The organism is Pseudomonas sp. MF6776 (assembly GCF_016613125.1).
Classification (GTDB): domain Bacteria; phylum Pseudomonadota; class Gammaproteobacteria; order Pseudomonadales; family Pseudomonadaceae; genus Aquipseudomonas; species Aquipseudomonas iridis.
Genome location: NZ_JAENSQ010000036.1, coordinates 19,150 through 35,009, shown reverse-complemented (window position 1 = coordinate 35,009; position 15,860 = coordinate 19,150). Strand labels below are relative to the sequence as shown.

Sequence of the window (15,860 nt, the reverse complement as noted above, 5' to 3'; positions counted from 1 at the left end):
TGCGCTTTCACGGGCGCATTGCTGCGTAACTTTGCATCACCGGCGCATCAGACGCCGGGAACCACAATAAACGACCTGCCGAGGAACCCGACATGAAACGACTGATCAGCAGCTGTGTTCTTGCACTCAGCGGTACCGCTTTCTTGAGCGCCAGCGTCATGGCGGCCGAACCCGCGTCTTGCCAGAACGTACGCATGGGCGTGGTCAACTGGACCGACGTGATCGCTACCAGCGCCATGACCCAGGTCCTGCTCGACGGCCTCGGCTACAACACCAAACAAACCAGCGCGTCCCAGCAAATCATCTTCGCCGGGATACGCGATCAGCGTCTGGACCTGTTCCTCGGCTACTGGAACCCGCTGATGACCCAGACCATCACGCCGTTCGTCGACGCCAATCAGGTCAAGGTCCTCGAAGCGCCTAGCCTCAAAGATGCCCGCGCCACCCTGGCTGTGCCGACTTACCTGGCTGACAAGGGCCTGAAAACCTTCGCCGACATCGCCAAATTCGAGAAAGAACTGGGCGGCAAGATTTACGGCATCGAGCCGGGTTCGGGCGCCAACACGCAGATCAAGGCAATGATCGCCAAGAACCAGTTCGGTCTCGGCAAATTCCAACTGGTCGAATCAAGCGAAGCCGGCATGCTCGCGGCGGTTGATCGCGCCGTGCGCCGCAAAGAGGCCGTGGTGTTCTTCGGCTGGGCGCCGCACCCGATGAACGTCAACGTGCAGATGACTTATCTCACGGGCAGCGAAGACGCCCTCGGCCCGAACGAAGGCATGGCCACCGTATGGACGGTCACGTCGCCCAAGTACGCCGAACAGTGCCCGAACATCGGTCGCCTGCTGACCAACCTGACGTACACCGCCGAAGACGAGAGCCGGATGATGCAACCGCTGCTCGATCACAAGGACGCCTTCGACTCCGCCAAGCAATGGCTCAAGGATCACCCTGAAGACAAGCAGCGCTGGCTCGAAGGTGTGACCACGTTCGATGGCAAACCGGCCGCTGAAAACCTGCAACTGACCAGCAAGTAAATCACCCCTGAATCACCGCTTCGCAGCCCGACAAGGGCTGCGGACAGACCCATCACGCCTGAAGGAAACCGCACCATGAACCACGACGTCATCATCACCTGCGCACTCACCGGTGCTGGCGACACGACCGCCCGCAGCCCGCACGTGCCGGTCACCCCGAAACAGATCGCTGCAGCCGCCGTGGAAGCCGCCAAGGCTGGCGCCACTGTGGTGCATTGCCACGTCCGTGATCCACAGACCGGCAAGTTCAGCCGTGACGTGGCGCTGTACCGCGAAGTGATGGAGCGGATCCGCGAATCGGACGTCGACATCATCGTCAACCTCACGGCCGGCATGGGTGGCGACCTGGAAATCGGCGCGGGCGAGAACCCGATGGAGTTCGGCCCGAACACCGATCTGGTCGGTCCGCTGACCCGCCTCGCTCATGTCGAAGAACTGCTGCCGGAAATCTGCACCCTCGATTGCGGCACGCTGAACTTCGGCGACGGCGACACCATTTACGTCTCCACCCCGGCGCAACTGCGCGCAGGAGCCAAACGCATCACCGAGCTGGGAGTGAAGGCCGAGCTGGAAATTTTCGACACCGGTCACCTGTGGTTCGCCAAGCAGATGATCAAGGAAGGCCTGCTCGACAACCCGTTGTTCCAACTGTGCCTGGGCATCCCGTGGGGCGCGCCGGCCGACACCACCACCATGAAAGCCATGGTCGACAACCTGCCGGCGGATGCCGTGTGGGCCGGGTTCGGCATTGGCCGCATGCAGATGCCGATGGCGGCGCAAGCCGTGCTGCTCGGCGGCAACGTGCGGGTCGGCCTGGAAGACAATCTGTGGCTGGACAAGGGCGTGCTCGCGACCAACGGCCAACTGGTCGAACGCGCCACCGAAATCCTCAGCCGCCTCGGCGCCCGCGTGCTGACTCCGGCTGAAGGTCGCAAGAAAATGGGCCTGACCCAGCGCGGCTGAACGAACTTATCTCAAAACCCTGTGGGAGCGAGCCTGCTCGCGAAGAGGCCCGTACATCCGAAGCATCTTCATCAGCAGAGCCACCGCTTTCGCGAGCAGGCTCGCTCCCACAGTTGATCGCCGAACTATTCAGGAATGTCGCCATGAGCTTTATCACCGAAATCAAAACCTTCGCCGCTCTCGGCAGCGGTGTCATCGGCAGCGGCTGGGTGGCTCGTGCACTCGCCCACGGCCTCGACGTGGTGGCCTGGGACCCGGCACCCGGCGCTGAAGCGGCATTGCGCAAACGCGTCGCCAATGCCTGGGATGCGCTAGAGAAAAACGGCCTGGCGCCGGGCGCTTCGCAGGATCGTCTGCGCTTTGTCGCGACCATCGAAGAATGCGTGCGTGATGCCGATTTCATTCAGGAAAGCGCTCCGGAACGTCTGGAACTGAAACTGGAATTGCACAGCAAAATCAGCGCATCCGCCAAGCCGAACGCGTTAATCGGTTCCAGCACTTCTGGCCTGTTGCCGAGCGAGTTTTACGAGAGCTCGACCCACCCGGAACGCTGTGTGGTCGGCCATCCGTTCAATCCGGTCTACCTGCTGCCGTTGGTGGAAGTGGTCGGCGGCAAGAACACCGCGCCTGAAGCCGTGCAAGCGGCTATGAAAGTCTATGAATCCCTCGGCATGCGCCCGCTGCACGTGCGCAAGGAAGTGCCGGGATTTATTGCCGACCGTTTGCTTGAAGCGCTGTGGCGTGAGGCGCTGCACCTGGTTAACGATGGCGTCGCCACAACGGGCGAGATCGACGATGCGATCCGCTTTGGCGCGGGTCTGCGCTGGTCGTTCATGGGCACGTTTTTGACTTACACGCTGGCCGGTGGTGATGCCGGGATGCGCCACTTCATGTCGCAATTCGGCCCGGCCTTGCAGTTGCCGTGGACCTATCTGCCGGCCCCGGAACTGACTGACAAGTTGATTGATGACGTGGTCGATGGCACCAGCGAGCAGCTTGGCGAACGTAGTATTTCGGCATTGGAGCGCTATCGTGATGATTGCCTGCTGGCGGTATTGGAGGCGGTCAGGACTACCAAGGAAAAGCATGGGATGAGTTTCAGCGAGTGATGCGTTTGGCATGACATTGCTGCCCTCACCCTAGCCCTCTCCCAGAGGTCCGAGGTGCTCGTGCGAGTTACGCCGACCTGAATTACCGAGCCGAAAACGAGTTTTGAATCGCATAAAGATCGGCTCCCTTTCCCCCTCGCCCCCCTGGGGGAGAGGGCTGGGGTGAGGGGGTAGCTTTTGATCCTGAAGACCATCCAACTGCCCGGAACCCAATCATGCCCACCCTTACCACCTACCAAACCCGCATCATCCCCGACTGGGTCGACTACAACGGCCACCTGCGCGATGCCTTTTACCTGCTGATTTTCAGCTACGCCACCGATGCCCTGATGGATCGCCTCGGCATGGACAGCAACAACCGCGAAGCCAGCGGCCACTCGCTGTTTACGCTTGAACTGCACCTCAACTACCTGCACGAAGTGAAGCTTGACGCCGAGGTCGAAGTGCACACGCAAATCATCGGCCACGACAGTAAGCGCCTGCACCTCTATCACAGCCTGCACAAAGTCGGCGATCCCCAGGAACTGGCCGGCAACGAGCAAATGTTGCTCCATGTCGATCTCGCCGGCCCACGCTCGGCACCATTCACCCCCGACACGCTGAATCATCTGCAAGCCATCGTCGCCGCGCAAACCGACCTGCCTGCCCCCGCTTACATTGGCCGCATCATCGCCCTGCCACCTGCCCGGTAGACCGCGTCATCGTTCATCGCGGGCAAGCCTGCTCCCACAGGGTTAGGCGCTGGTCACAAAAAGGTGTCCAGATCCAAAACCTGTGGGAGCAGGCTTGCCAGCGATGAATCCACCTCGGTCTTGCTGATTTACAGCCAAAAAAAACCCGATACCAGCCGTGACTGGATCGGGGCAGAGGTACTGTTGAGGAGCTGCGATGCGAGGGTGACCAAACCTTCGTGTTGCAAGCTGAGTTCAGTGTGCCGACTCCCCGGCACAGCGAGTTAGCCGAAAACGACCTGTTCATAGCCGTCGCGGCCACTGCGACAAATCGCTCTTGCCGTCACTTCACCCGCCTACCAGAATCGAACAACGACCTCCGTTGCCGAAGAAGGATTCGCCTCATGATGTACGCCGACTTGATTGATCAGGAAGACCTGTTGGGACAGCTCAAGGCATTGGGGTTTCAGGTGCCAAGTGGCTCCACGGCCGAGCAGGCCTGTGAGTGTGCGGTGCGTGGGCTGGATAATGTAAGGGCATCCGAGCTGCGCAAGATGGTCAAGGACATGTACACCAGTGGCGCCAGCATCCAGCCCGCAGTGCGTCAGGCCATCGACAAACAGTTGCTGCCAGCGTTGGCGGACTATCAGCAAAGCCATAGCGCCTGATAAATCCATTCGCGAGCAGGCTCGCTCCCACATTCGACAGAATTCTCATGGAAGAACTCGGTTAAAGGTGGGAGCGAGCCTGCTCGCGAAGAACGATGACTCGCTCTACAGCCTTACACTGGCAAACGTCGACTCATTGCGCGCCTGGCTCAACGCCGACATCGGCCCCGACAGCGGCGACATCACAATCGCTTGCGGCAGCGGCAGCATCGCCACTTGCTGGGTGGTGTTGGACCCTACGCGCTCGTCACGCGGCGGAATGCCGAAGTATTCGCGGTAGCACTTGGAGAAGTGCGGCGTCGACACAAAACCGCACACCGAAGCCACTTCGATGATCGACATCGGCGTCTGCTTGAGCAATTGCCGGGCGCGAATCAGGCGCAACTTGAGGTAGTAGCGCGACGGCGAACAGTGCAGGTATTTCTGGAACAGGCGCTCGAGCTGCCGACGCGACACGGCGACGTACACCGCCAGTTCATCAAGGTCGATTGGCTCTTCCAGATTGGCTTCCATCAGCGCGACGATTTCCTGCAATTTCGGCTGGTTGGTGCCGAGCATGTGCTTGAGCGGCACTCGCTGGTGATCCTGCTCGTTGCGGATACGCTCGTAGACAAACATTTCCGAGATCGCGGCGGACAGCTCACGGCCGTGATCGCGGCTGATCAGGTGCAGCATCATGTCCAGCGGCGCGGTGCCGCCGGAGCTGGTGAAACGGTTGCGGTCGAGGGTAAACAAGCGGGTGCTCATCGCCACGCGCGGGAAAGCTTCCTGCATCGCCGCCAGACATTCCCAATGCACGCTGCAATCGAAACCGTCGAGCAGGCCGGCGCACGCCAGGGCCCAACTGCCGGTGCACACGGCACCGAGACGCTTGGACTGACGCGCCTGGCTTTGCAGCCATGAGACGTGTTCACGGGTAACGGTGCGCTGGATGCCGATGCCACCGCAGACGATCACAGTGTCCAGGGGTGGTGCTTTGTGCATGGAGGCGTCAGGGGTGATTTGCAGACCGTCACTGGCCCACACCTGGCCGCCATCAACGGTGAGGGTGCTCCAGCGATACAGCTCGCGACCGGACAATTGGTTGGCCATGCGCAGAGGTTCAACTGCGGAGGCCAGAGAAATCAGCGTGAAATTGTCCAGCAGCAGAAAGCCGATGGATTGAGGCGCACGGTTCTGGGGTTGGGCCCCGGAGTTGAACGACGTCATCGCGGTATCTCCTCACACAAAGCGGGTGATGGCCTCAGGCGGAGGCTCTTGTTATTGCCGGCGTTCTCGCAGGGGAGACGGGCTTTGTTATGACAGAGCAATTGCCATGCCTAAAATTGAATGGCCGTTCAACAACTCCTGAAAACGACGTCGCGACGTGTCTATTCGAGACGTCCGACGAAGGGTATTTCGAAGTGCCATCGACGCCAGTGAAAGCCCTGCCCCGATGGGTGTGAGCATATCGGTAGCACTTGTGGGAACTGGCTTGCGCACGGTTGCCGGGGAATGTCACCTAAGGCACGGGTGACGGACGGTAGGGGGTGCCGATTGCCTGTAACAGCTGGGAAAGACTCTTATCTGATTGCGACGCGCTAAAAGGTGGCGTGATTGATTAGCCGTGTTCACTTAGCGCGCAGTTTTGACTGGTCTGGGCCCTTCGCGAGCAGGCTCGCTCCCACAACAGATCTCCAGTGAACACAAAAATGTATGAACGCCAGGTTCCAATGTGGAAGCGAGCTTGTCTCCGGGCGGCGTTCCGACGAAGAATTCACCTCGGTGGAGCTGACTCAGCACTCAACCGCGCTCACCGCCAAGCCACCGCGCGACGTTTCTTTATATTTGTCATGCATATCGGCGCCGGTATCGCGCATGGTGCGAATCACCCGGTCCAGCGAGATAAAGTGCTGCCCGTCGCCACGCAACGCCATCTGCGCTGCATTGATTGCTTTCACCGCCGCAATCGCATTGCGCTCGATGCACGGCACTTGCACCAGGCCACCTACCGGATCGCACGTCAGCCCAAGGTTGTGCTCCAGGCCTATCTCCGCCGCATTGCACAGTTGCTCGGGTGTGGCGCCAAGAATCTCCGCCAGCCCCGCCGCCGCCATCGCGCACGCCGAGCCGACTTCGCCCTGACAGCCGACTTCAGCACCGGAGATCGACGCATTCTTCTTGCACAGAATCCCGACCGCCGCCGCACCGAGGAGGTAATCGACGACATTGGCGTCAGTCACCGCCTCGCTGAACTTCATAAAGTAGTGCAACACCGCCGGAATGATCCCCGCCGCGCCGTTGGTCGGTGCCGTGACCATGCGCCCACCCGCGGCGTTCTCTTCATTCACGGCGAGTGCGAACAGGTTGACCCACTCCATTGCGCTCAGTGTCGAACCAATCACATTCGGCTTGCCCAGCTCCTGCAGGCTACGGTGCAACTTCGCCGCGCGGCGACGCACATTCAAACCGCCGGGCAGGATGCCCTCGTGCTTCAAGCCCTGTTCGACGCAATCCTGCATCGCCCGCCACAGCTTCATCAGCCCGGCGCGAATCTCTTCTTCACTGCGCCAGACCTTCTCGTTGGCCATCATCAATTCGGCAACGCGCAGGTTGTTCTTTTTGCACAGCTCCAGCAGTTCGACGGCGCTGGAAAAGTCATAAGGCAACTCGGTGCGATCCAGATCGACCACGCCGCTGGACGCCTGCGCCTCATCTACGACAAAACCGCCGCCGACTGAATAGTAGGTGTCGCGATGCAACTCGCCGTGATCGCCTTCGGCAACCAGGGTCATGGCGTTGGGATGAAACGGCAGGTTTTCCTCGATCAGGCGCATGTCGCGGGCCCAGACAAACGGCACCGACAAGCGACCATCCAAGAGAAGTGTGTGGGTTTCACGCAGGGCCTGGATGCGCGGGCCGATCTGCGACGGATCGATCGCGTCCGGCCACTCGCCCATCAACCCCATGATCACCGCGTTGTCGCTGCCGTGACCGATACCCGTGGCCGACAGCGAACCGAAAAGCTGAACCTCAATGCGCCGCACCTGTTCCAACTGATGCCTGTCACGCAGCGACTCAACGAACAAGGCCGCCGCGCGCATTGGCCCGACGGTGTGGGAACTGGAAGGGCCGATGCCGATTTTGAACAGGTCGAAAACGCTGATAGCCATTGCTGCAGAGCTCCTGAAGATGCTGATCCGGGGCGTTAAGCGCCCGCTGGCGGAGCTGCTACGCTCAAGCTGCGATCCGCCGGAATGCCCGCATCATCAGGCTTTTGATGGCTCGCACGGCGTCTGGCACCGACGCACTCATGTCCACGAACGCCGTACCGGTTTTCACGCGTGTTTGCGCCGTTTTTATGCAGTTCAGATGGCCAGACAGGGCAGAAAAAAGCTGTAAACGACGTCACTGACACTGGATGCGACCATCCCTGTACTGGATACGACCCCCCCTGTAGGCGTCAGATTTTCACTGGTACATGATCGTTATGACTCGATTGCAAGGCGACGTGGTAGAGCTGTCTCCAGAACGCCATCCAACCGCAACCCATAAGTGCGGTGGTCCAGTCGGAACACTGCCAAAAAAAACACCAAGGAGTCCATCCATGAAAGGTTCCCCGTCGTTGTTGTTGGCCGCCATGCTGAGTCTACCGTTACTGGCGCAAGCTGCAGAACCGGCACAGTGCAGTACCGTAAATTTCTCCGATGTTGGCTGGACCGACATCACCGCCACCACCGCTACCACCTCCGTCGTCCTCAATGCCCTCGGCTACAAGACCAAGACCACCATGATCTCCGTACCCGTGACCTACAAGTCGCTGGCCGACGGCAAGAACATGGACGTGTTCCTCGGCAACTGGATGCCGACCATGGAAAACGACATCAAGGCCTACCGCGACGCCGGCACCGTGGAAACCGTGCGCACCAACCTCACCGGCGCCAAGTACACCCTCGCCGTGCCGCAAGCCCTGTATGACAAAGGTCTGCATGACTTCGCCGACATCGCCAAATTCAAGAAAGAACTCGACGGCAAGATTTATGGCATCGAGCCTGGCAACGACGGCAACCGTCTGATCCAGAGCATGATCGACAAGGACGCCTTCGGCCTGAAAACCGCCGGGTTCAAAGTCGTCGAATCGTCTGAAGCGGGCATGCTCTCGCAGGTTGACCGCGCGTCGCGCCGTGGCACCGAGGTGGTGTTCCTCGGCTGGGCGCCGCACCCGATGAACAAGCGGTTCAAGATTCAATACCTGACCGGCGGCGACGAGTTCTTCGGCCCCGATTTCGGTGCGGCCACCGTAGCGACCAACACCCGCAAGGGTTACGCCACGGAATGCAGCAACGTCGGTCAATTGCTGAAGAATCTGGAGTTCACCGTCGACATGGAAAGCGAACTGATGGGCAACATCCTCGACGACAAGATGAAGCCTGACGCGGCCGCCAAGGCCTGGCTGAAAAAGAATCCACAGGTGCTCGATACCTGGCTCGCTGGCGTGACCACCATTGACGGTAAGCCTGGCCTGGAGGCCGTGAAAGCCAAGTTAGCCCAGTAATCGCTTATGCCGGGCAGGTTCGCCTGCCCGGGCTGTTTATTTCCTTGCATGCGGACGTTCACTACCATGCTGATTGATCAGAAAATACCTTTAGGCCAGTACATCGCGGCATTCGTTGAATGGTTGACGCAACACGGCGCCAACACGTTCGACGCAATTGCCGTGACGCTGGAAACGATGATCCACGGCGTGACGTTTGCGCTGACCTGGTTCAACCCGCTGGTCTTGATCGGCCTCATCGCCCTGATTGCGCATCTGATCCAGCGCAAATGGGGGCTCACCGCTTTTGTAGTCGCTTCGTTTCTGCTGATCCTCAATCTGGGGTACTGGCAGGAAACCATGGAAACCCTCGCCCAGGTGTTATTCGCCACCTTTGTCTGCGTGCTGATCGGTGTGCCGCTGGGCATCATCGCCGCGCACAAGCCGATGTTCTACACGGTGATGCGCCCGGTACTCGATCTGATGCAGACCGTACCGACCTTCGTTTACCTCATTCCTACCCTGACCCTCTTCGGGCTGGGTGTGGTGCCGGGCCTGATCTCCACGGTGGTGTTCGCCATCGCGGCGCCCATCCGCCTGACCTACCTGGGCATCCGCGATGTCCCGCAAGAACTGATGGACGCCGGCAAGGCCTTCGGCTGCTCGCGTCGCCAATTGCTCTCACGGATCGAATTGCCTCACGCCATGCCGAGCATCGCTGCCGGCATCACTCAATGCATCATGCTGTCGTTGTCGATGGTGGTGATCGCGGCACTGGTGGGCGCCGACGGACTCGGCAAACCGGTGGTCAACGCACTGAACACTGCTGATATCGCCCTGGGCTTCGAAGCAGGCCTGGCGATCGTACTGCTGGCGATCATGCTCGACCGTATCTGCAAACAACCCGACGCCAAAGTAGGGGGTGACGCATGAGCATAATTCGCTTCGAAGACGTCGACGTAATCTTCTCCAAAGATCCGCGCGAGGCACTCAAGCTGCTGGATCAGGGCATGACCCGCAACGAGATCCTGAAAAAGACCGGGCAAATCGTTGGTGTGGAAAAAGCCACGCTGGACATCAACAAAGGCGAAATCTGCGTGCTGATGGGCCTCTCGGGCTCCGGCAAGTCGAGCCTGCTGCGCTGCATCAACGGCCTCAACACCGTGAGCCGCGGCAAGCTGTTCGTCGAGCATGAAAACCGCCAGATCGACATCGCCTCCTGCACGCCCGCCGAACTGAAAATGATGCGCACCAAACGCATCGCCATGGTGTTCCAGAAATTCGCCTTGATGCCTTGGCTGACGGTGCGCGAGAACATCAGTTTCGGTCTGGAAATGCAGGGACGCCCGGAAAAGGAACGCAAGAAACTGGTCGATGAAAAACTCGAACTGGTGGGCCTGACCCAATGGCGCAACAAAAAGCCTGACGAACTCTCCGGCGGCATGCAGCAACGTGTGGGCCTTGCCCGGGCGCTGGCCATGGATGCCGATATTCTGCTGATGGACGAACCGTTTTCGGCACTAGACCCGTTGATCCGTCAGGGTTTGCAGGATGAACTGCTGGAGCTGCAACGCAAGCTCAACAAGACGATCGTGTTTGTGAGCCACGACCTCGATGAGGCGCTCAAACTGGGTAGCCGCATCGCGATCATGAAGGACGGCCGGATCATTCAATACAGCGTGCCGGAAGAGATTGTGCTGAACCCGGCGGACGACTATGTGCGCACCTTCGTCGCGCACACCAACCCGCTCAACGTGCTGTGCGGTCGCAGCCTGATGCGCACGCTGGACAAGTGCAAACGCATCAACGGCTCGGTGTGTCTCGATCCGGGCGGCGATTCGTGGCTGGACCTGGCTGAAGGCAACACCATCAGAGGCGCGCGGCAGAACGGCGCGGCCCTCGACTTGCAGAATTGGGTACCGGGGCAAGCGGTGGAAGGACTGGAGCGCCGGCCGACGCTGGTCGACTCGAATATCGGCATGCGCGATGCGTTGCAGATTCGTTACCAGACCGGCAACAAACTGGTGCTGCACGATAACAATCATGTGGTGGGGATCCTGGGCGACAGCGAGCTGTATCACGCGTTGCTGGGCAAGAACCTGGGGTAAGCCCCGCAGACACAAAAACGCCGCGAGAGGATCGCGGCGTTTTTGTTTGAGTGAAGATCAAGAGATCGCAGCCTTCGGCAGCTCCTAAAGGGGGATGCGATCAATGTAGGAGCTGCCGAAGGCTGCGATCTTTTAAAGGAGGCAACGCGGTGCTTCAGACAGAAACACCGCCTCCTTCATTACCTAGCTGTACACCCGGCCAAGGAGCTGCCGATGGCTTTCAAACTGATCGAGCACATCCCGCGTGATCTGATCCTGCGTGAAGCCCATCAGGTCGTAATCCTGGCTGCCGTTGTGCAGGTACACCTCGGCGCGGTAGTAGCGCTGGCGCGCCTCTTCAGAGTCCACAGATTCAGTCGGCGTCGCGAGGTAACCTTCCAGGCTCACTTCATAAACGAAAGGGTTCCCCTCTTCCATTTCGATGCGCACGCCCATGCAACGCTTGGATTTACCCAGCAGCGTCTGTACTTCCAGACCCTGCGCACGCATTTGCGCGGCCGCATCTTCCAGCGCCGGGCTGACTTGCTTGTCCATGAAACGCTGAACCACCGATTGGCTCGGCTGCAGATCCAGTTGCGTCAGACGCTCACTGAAACCACGACGACCACGCTCGGCCAGTTGCGCTTGCTCCTGTTCGATCTGCACGTCCTGACGCATCGCCTTGTGCAGGCCGAACATGAAGAACACCAGCACCACCGAGAACGGCAGACCGGCCAGCACCACCATGGTTTGCATGGCTTCGAAGTTACCGGCAAACAGCAGACCGATGGTTACCAGCGTGATAACTGCCGACCAGAAAATCCGCAGCCAGTGCGGCGCATCTTCGTCGACGTTGCCGCCCTTGCACGAAAGGTTGGCCATCATCACCGCACCGGAATCGGCCGGGGTCAGGAACAGTACGAAGCCCACGAAGATCGACACACCAATGACAATCTTCGACGCCGGGTAATGCTCAAGCAGCTGATAGATCGCCATCGACGGCTGTTCCAGCGCCGTCTTGCCGAGCTCAACCGCCCCATGGTTCATCACCAGATCCAGTGCCGAGTTGCCGAAAATCGACAACCAGGCCAGCGTGAAGCCCAGCGGAATCAGCAGCACACCGGCGACCAGTTCACGCACGGTCCGACCACGGGAAATCCGCGCGATGAACATGCCGACGAATGGGGCCCAGGAAATCCACCACGCCCAGTAGAACAGCGTCCACAGGCCCATCCAGCGTTCGGTTTTCTCGGCGCTGCCTTCATACACGTAGAGGTCGAAGGTTTTCAGCACGATGCCGTTGAGGTAGTCGCCGATGTTCTGCACGAAGCCATTGAGCAAGTGCAAGGTCGGGCCGAACAGCAGCACGAAAATCAGCAGACCGCTGAACAGCACGATGTTCAGGTTGGACAGACGACGGATGCCGTTTTCCACACCCGACACCGCCGCGATGGTTGCCACGGTGCTCATCACAATGATCACGATCAGCAGGTTGGTGTTGCTGTGTTCCATGCCGAAAAGGTTTTCAAGGCCCGACGACACTTGCAGCGAACCGATGCCAAGGTTGGTCACCAGACCCAAAAGGGTCACGAACATGCCAAAGCCGTCCACCGCATGACCGGCCGCGCCTTTGACCCAACGCTCGCCTACCAGCGGATACAGCGCCGAACGCAGTGCCAGCGGCTGGTTATGACGGTAAGCAAAGTACGCCACAGCCAGACCGACCAGTGCATAGATCGCCCAGCCGTGCAGGCCCCAGTGCAGGAAAGTCAGCTGTACAGCCTGACGCGCCGCCATGTTGGAGCCGGCAGTGCCTTCAGGCGGATTGAAGTAGTGATCCAGCGGTTCGGAGGCGCCGAAGTACAACAGCGAAATACCGATACCCGACGAGAACAGCATCCCCGCCCAGGCGCCGTAACTGAAATCAGGGGTGTCGTCCTTGCTGCCCAGTTTGAGTTTGCCGTAGGAAGAAAACGCCAGGCCCACCACAAACACCAGGTAAGCGGCGATCACCACCATGTAGTACCAGCCGAAGCTGCGCGACAACCAGGCCTGAGCCACACCCAACATCCTGCCGGCCTCTTGCGGGGCGATAATCAGAATGGCGGTCAACAACAGAATCAGCGCGGTAGAGGTGTAAAACACCCAACCGTTGACCGTCACCTTCTCGGGCGGGGTCTTTATTAGCGAGGCAGAACTCATGGCACAAATGCTCCAGGCAGTGCGAGAGAAGAACACAAGGCAACACGGAACCCGACCAATCGGTTAGTTGGCAGCCGACCGGCGGGTGATATAAAGACACCCCGAAAAAAGCCTGAACCTGCCGAAATGGCGCTGCGAATCGCTACCGTGGCCGAAGATGTACGGACGTTCATCCGAAACCTGGCCCTGAGCGTCTTGCCCTTTCAACACGTCCTTCGAATAGCGAACCGCGCCATGCCCCATACAGGTTTCGAGCATTTTCGGATGTCGGTTTTATCGCCACTTACACGTAGGAAAAAGCTGTAGGCAGCGACGATTTGTCGCAGATCTTATTCTTTGTTGATTGAACGTTCAATCAAAACAAAATAGACTGGCCCTCAATCCGATAAGCGTTATTCGCCCGTCGGAAGGCCTAAGGAGATGTGCAAGATGCCCAAGGTCGGTATGCAACCCATCCGCCGCCAACAACTGATCGAAGCCACTTTGCAGGCGGTCGATCAGGTCGGAATGGGGGACGCCAGCATTGCGCTGATCGCCCGTTTGGCCGGTGTCTCGAATGGCATCATCAGTCACTATTTTCAGGACAAGAATGGCCTGATTGCCGCCACGATGCGGTATCTGATGACCGCCCTCAGCGAGAGTGTCACCGCACGTCGTCAGGCGTTGGCAGATGACAGCCCACGGGCGCATCTGCAGGTGATCATCGAAGGCAACTTCGACGCCAGCCAGGTCAATGGCCCGGCAATGAAAACCTGGTTGGCCTTTTGGGCCACCAGCATGCACCAGCCGTCTTTGCACAGGTTGCAGCGGATCAACGATCACCGCTTGTATTCCAACCTGTGCTGCCAGTTCCGCCGTGTGTTGCCGCTCGAAGATGCGCGCAGCGCCGCCCGCGGTCTGGCAGCCCTCATTGACGGGTTGTGGTTGCGCGGTGCGCTGTCGGGAGACGCTTTCGACACAGCGCAGGCGCAACAGATCGCTTACGAATACATGGATTTCCAATTGGCCAAGCAGGTGAGCTAGAGCACTCGAAAAAAGCTCGGCCCCTGAACTGTCACCGATCAGCGATGCCACAGCTACATGGCTCACCCGGTGACCAACGCCAACCACTTATGCACTTGCGAGGACACTATGGCCCGTTTCGAACTGCAAAAACTCTACATCGATGGCGCTTACTCCGACGCCTCCAGCGACGCCACCTTCGAAGCCATCAACCCGGCAACCGGTGAAGTCCTCGCACAAGTACAACGTGCGACCAAAGAAGACGTCGAGCGCGCTGTGGTCAGCGCCGAAAAGGGCCAGAAAATCTGGGCCGCGATGACCGCCATGGAGCGTTCGCGCATCCTGCGTCGTGCCGTCGACATCCTGCGCGAGCGCAACGATGAACTGGCTGCTCTGGAAACCCTGGACACCGGTAAAGCCTTCTCCGAAACCAAGTACGTCGACATCGTTACCGGCGCTGACGTGCTGGAATACTACGCAGGCCTGGTTCCTGCCATCGAAGGCGAGCAGATCCCGCTGCGTGACACCGCATTCGTTTACACCCGTCGCGAGCCACTGGGCGTTGTCGCCGGTATCGGCGCGTGGAACTACCCGATCCAGATCGCTCTGTGGAAATCCGCTCCAGCGCTGGCCGCCGGTAACGCGATGATCTTCAAGCCAAGCGAAGTCACCTCGCTGACCACCTTGAAACTGGCTGAAATCTACACCGCAGCCGGCGTTCCGGATGGCGTGTTCAACGTCCTGACCGGCAGCGGCCGTGAAGTCGGCACCTGGCTGACCGAACACCCGCGCATCGAGAAAATCTCCTTCACCGGCGGCACCGACACTGGCAAGAAAGTCATGGCCAGCGCTTCGGCATCGTCGCTGAAAGACGTGACCATGGAACTGGGCGGCAAGTCGCCGCTGATCATCTTCGACGACGCCGACCTCGATCGCGCCGCCGACACCGCGATGATGGCCAACTTCTACAGCTCGGGTCAGGTGTGCACCAACGGTACTCGCGTGTTCGTGCCGAGCCACCTGAAAGCTGCTTTCGAAGCCAAGATCGTTGAGCGCGTTGCGCGCATCCGCATCGGCAACCCGGAAGACGAAAACACCAACTTCGGCCCGCTGGTGAGCTTCGCGCATATGGAAAGCGTGCTGGGCTACATCGCCAAGGGTAAAGAACAGGGTGCCCGCGTCCTGTGCGGCGGCGAGCGTCTGACCGACGGCGAATTCGCCAAAGGCGCGTTCGTGGCCCCGACCGTGTTCACCGACTGCACCGACGACATGACCATCGTTCGTGAAGAAATCTTTGGCCCGGTCATGGCGATCCTGTCTTACGAGACCGAAGAAGAAGTGATCCGCCGTGCCAACGACACTGACTTCGGCCTGGCCGCCGGTGTCGTTACCAAAGACCTGAACCGCGCGCACCGCGTGATTCATCAGCTCGAAGCCGGTATCTGCTGGATCAACGCCTGGGGCGAGTCCGACGCAAAAATGCCGGTTGGCGGTTACAAGCAGTCGGGTGTTGGCCGTGAAAACGGGATCAGCTCTCTCAACAACTTCACGCGCATCAAGTCCGTGCAAGTCGAACTGGGCGATTACGCCTCAGTGTTCTGAGGAGCC

At 59.6% G+C, this 15,860-nt stretch carries 14 protein-coding genes; 11 read left to right on the top strand and 3 right to left on the bottom strand.

Annotated elements, in window-relative coordinates; genetic code table 11:
* Nucleotides 1-92 precede the first annotated feature (92 nt).
* The 5 genes from JJD74_RS26630 (at nucleotide 93) to JJD74_RS26610 (ending at nucleotide 4,448) form a co-directional block, all read left to right on the top strand.
* Nucleotides 93-1,037, top strand: coding sequence for a choline ABC transporter substrate-binding protein (locus JJD74_RS26630; protein ID WP_200617177.1), 945 nt, complete (start codon nucleotides 93-95; stop codon nucleotides 1,035-1,037).
* Nucleotides 1,038-1,112: 75 nt separating this feature from the next.
* The gene (locus JJD74_RS26625) at nucleotides 1,113-2,000 is read left to right on the top strand and encodes a 3-keto-5-aminohexanoate cleavage protein (RefSeq protein WP_042561466.1); all 888 of its coding nucleotides are present in this window, start codon (nucleotides 1,113-1,115) and stop codon (nucleotides 1,998-2,000) included.
* 143 nt (nucleotides 2,001-2,143) lie between these two features.
* On the top strand, nucleotides 2,144-3,109 hold the full coding sequence (locus JJD74_RS26620; protein ID WP_042561467.1) for an L-carnitine dehydrogenase: 966 nt from the start codon (nucleotides 2,144-2,146) through the stop codon (nucleotides 3,107-3,109).
* 215 nt (nucleotides 3,110-3,324) lie between these two features.
* Nucleotides 3,325-3,801, top strand: coding sequence for a thioesterase family protein (locus JJD74_RS26615; RefSeq protein WP_200617176.1), 477 nt, complete (start codon nucleotides 3,325-3,327; stop codon nucleotides 3,799-3,801).
* 383 nt (nucleotides 3,802-4,184) lie between these two features.
* On the top strand, nucleotides 4,185-4,448 hold the full coding sequence (locus JJD74_RS26610) for a hypothetical protein (protein ID WP_042561469.1): 264 nt from the start codon (nucleotides 4,185-4,187) through the stop codon (nucleotides 4,446-4,448).
* 105 nt (nucleotides 4,449-4,553) lie between these two features.
* Here the strand turns inward: JJD74_RS26610 and JJD74_RS26605 are convergent, their stop codons facing one another.
* Nucleotides 4,554-5,657: a GlxA family transcriptional regulator gene (locus tag JJD74_RS26605; RefSeq protein ID WP_007949927.1), complete on the bottom strand. Its 1,104-nt coding sequence runs from the start codon at nucleotides 5,655-5,657 to the stop codon at nucleotides 4,554-4,556.
* Nucleotides 5,658-6,223: 566 nt separating this feature from the next.
* On the bottom strand, nucleotides 6,224-7,600 hold the full coding sequence (locus JJD74_RS26600) for an L-serine ammonia-lyase (RefSeq protein WP_047303857.1): 1,377 nt from the start codon (nucleotides 7,598-7,600) through the stop codon (nucleotides 6,224-6,226).
* Here JJD74_RS26600 and JJD74_RS26595 point away from each other — a divergent pair.
* The 4 genes from JJD74_RS26595 (at nucleotide 7,563) to choV (ending at nucleotide 11,069) form a co-directional block, all read left to right on the top strand.
* A complete protein-coding gene (locus tag JJD74_RS26595) occupies nucleotides 7,563-7,829 on the top strand; it encodes a hypothetical protein (protein ID WP_147282618.1) in 267 nt (88 codons plus the stop codon). The two genes, JJD74_RS26600 and JJD74_RS26595, sit on opposite strands and share 38 nt — an antisense overlap.
* Nucleotides 7,830-8,034: 205 nt before the next feature.
* Nucleotides 8,035-8,982 carry a choline ABC transporter substrate-binding protein gene (locus tag JJD74_RS26590; protein ID WP_042561471.1) on the top strand — a complete coding sequence of 316 codons (948 nt, stop codon included), beginning with the start codon at nucleotides 8,035-8,037 and terminating at the stop codon, nucleotides 8,980-8,982.
* 66 nt (nucleotides 8,983-9,048) lie between these two features.
* On the top strand, nucleotides 9,049-9,894 hold the full coding sequence (choW, locus tag JJD74_RS26585; protein WP_042561472.1) for a choline ABC transporter permease subunit: 846 nt from the start codon (nucleotides 9,049-9,051) through the stop codon (nucleotides 9,892-9,894).
* A complete protein-coding gene (choV, locus tag JJD74_RS26580; RefSeq protein WP_200617175.1) occupies nucleotides 9,891-11,069 on the top strand; it encodes a choline ABC transporter ATP-binding protein in 1,179 nt (392 codons plus the stop codon). The genes choW and choV overlap by 4 nt, the downstream gene beginning before the upstream one ends.
* 183 nt (nucleotides 11,070-11,252) lie before the next feature.
* On the opposite strand, the gene betT is transcribed toward choV, so the two are convergent.
* Nucleotides 11,253-13,250, bottom strand: a complete 1,998-nt coding sequence (betT, locus tag JJD74_RS26575) for a choline BCCT transporter BetT (protein WP_042561474.1) — start codon at nucleotides 13,248-13,250, stop codon at nucleotides 11,253-11,255.
* Nucleotides 13,251-13,679: 429 nt separating this feature from the next.
* Between betT and betI the strand changes: the two genes are divergently transcribed.
* Nucleotides 13,680-14,273, top strand: a complete 594-nt coding sequence (gene betI / locus JJD74_RS26570; RefSeq protein WP_042561476.1) for a transcriptional regulator BetI — start codon at nucleotides 13,680-13,682, stop codon at nucleotides 14,271-14,273.
* 108 nt (nucleotides 14,274-14,381) lie between these two features.
* Entirely contained in the window at nucleotides 14,382-15,854 is a 1,473-nt protein-coding gene (gene betB, locus JJD74_RS26565; protein WP_042561477.1) for a betaine-aldehyde dehydrogenase, read from the top strand.
* The last annotated feature ends 6 nt before the right edge of the window (nucleotides 15,855-15,860 follow it).

Coding starts and splice junctions, on each gene's coding strand:
- JJD74_RS26630 (WP_200617177.1), top strand. CDS start 93: ATGAAACGACTGATCAGCAGCTGTGTTCTTGCACTCAGCGGTACCGCT.
- JJD74_RS26625 (WP_042561466.1), top strand. CDS start 1,113: ATGAACCACGACGTCATCATCACCTGCGCACTCACCGGTGCTGGCGAC.
- JJD74_RS26620 (WP_042561467.1), top strand. CDS start 2,144: ATGAGCTTTATCACCGAAATCAAAACCTTCGCCGCTCTCGGCAGCGGT.
- JJD74_RS26615 (WP_200617176.1), top strand. CDS start 3,325: ATGCCCACCCTTACCACCTACCAAACCCGCATCATCCCCGACTGGGTC.
- JJD74_RS26610 (WP_042561469.1), top strand. CDS start 4,185: ATGATGTACGCCGACTTGATTGATCAGGAAGACCTGTTGGGACAGCTC.
- JJD74_RS26605 (WP_007949927.1), bottom strand. CDS start 5,657: ATGACGTCGTTCAACTCCGGGGCCCAACCCCAGAACCGTGCGCCTCAA.
- JJD74_RS26595 (WP_147282618.1), top strand. CDS start 7,563: ATGCCGATTTTGAACAGGTCGAAAACGCTGATAGCCATTGCTGCAGAG.
- JJD74_RS26600 (WP_047303857.1), bottom strand. CDS start 7,600: ATGGCTATCAGCGTTTTCGACCTGTTCAAAATCGGCATCGGCCCTTCC.
- JJD74_RS26590 (WP_042561471.1), top strand. CDS start 8,035: ATGAAAGGTTCCCCGTCGTTGTTGTTGGCCGCCATGCTGAGTCTACCG.
- choW (WP_042561472.1), top strand. CDS start 9,049: ATGCTGATTGATCAGAAAATACCTTTAGGCCAGTACATCGCGGCATTC.
- choV (WP_200617175.1), top strand. CDS start 9,891: ATGAGCATAATTCGCTTCGAAGACGTCGACGTAATCTTCTCCAAAGAT.
- betT (WP_042561474.1), bottom strand. CDS start 13,250: ATGAGTTCTGCCTCGCTAATAAAGACCCCGCCCGAGAAGGTGACGGTC.
- betI (WP_042561476.1), top strand. CDS start 13,680: ATGCCCAAGGTCGGTATGCAACCCATCCGCCGCCAACAACTGATCGAA.
- betB (WP_042561477.1), top strand. CDS start 14,382: ATGGCCCGTTTCGAACTGCAAAAACTCTACATCGATGGCGCTTACTCC.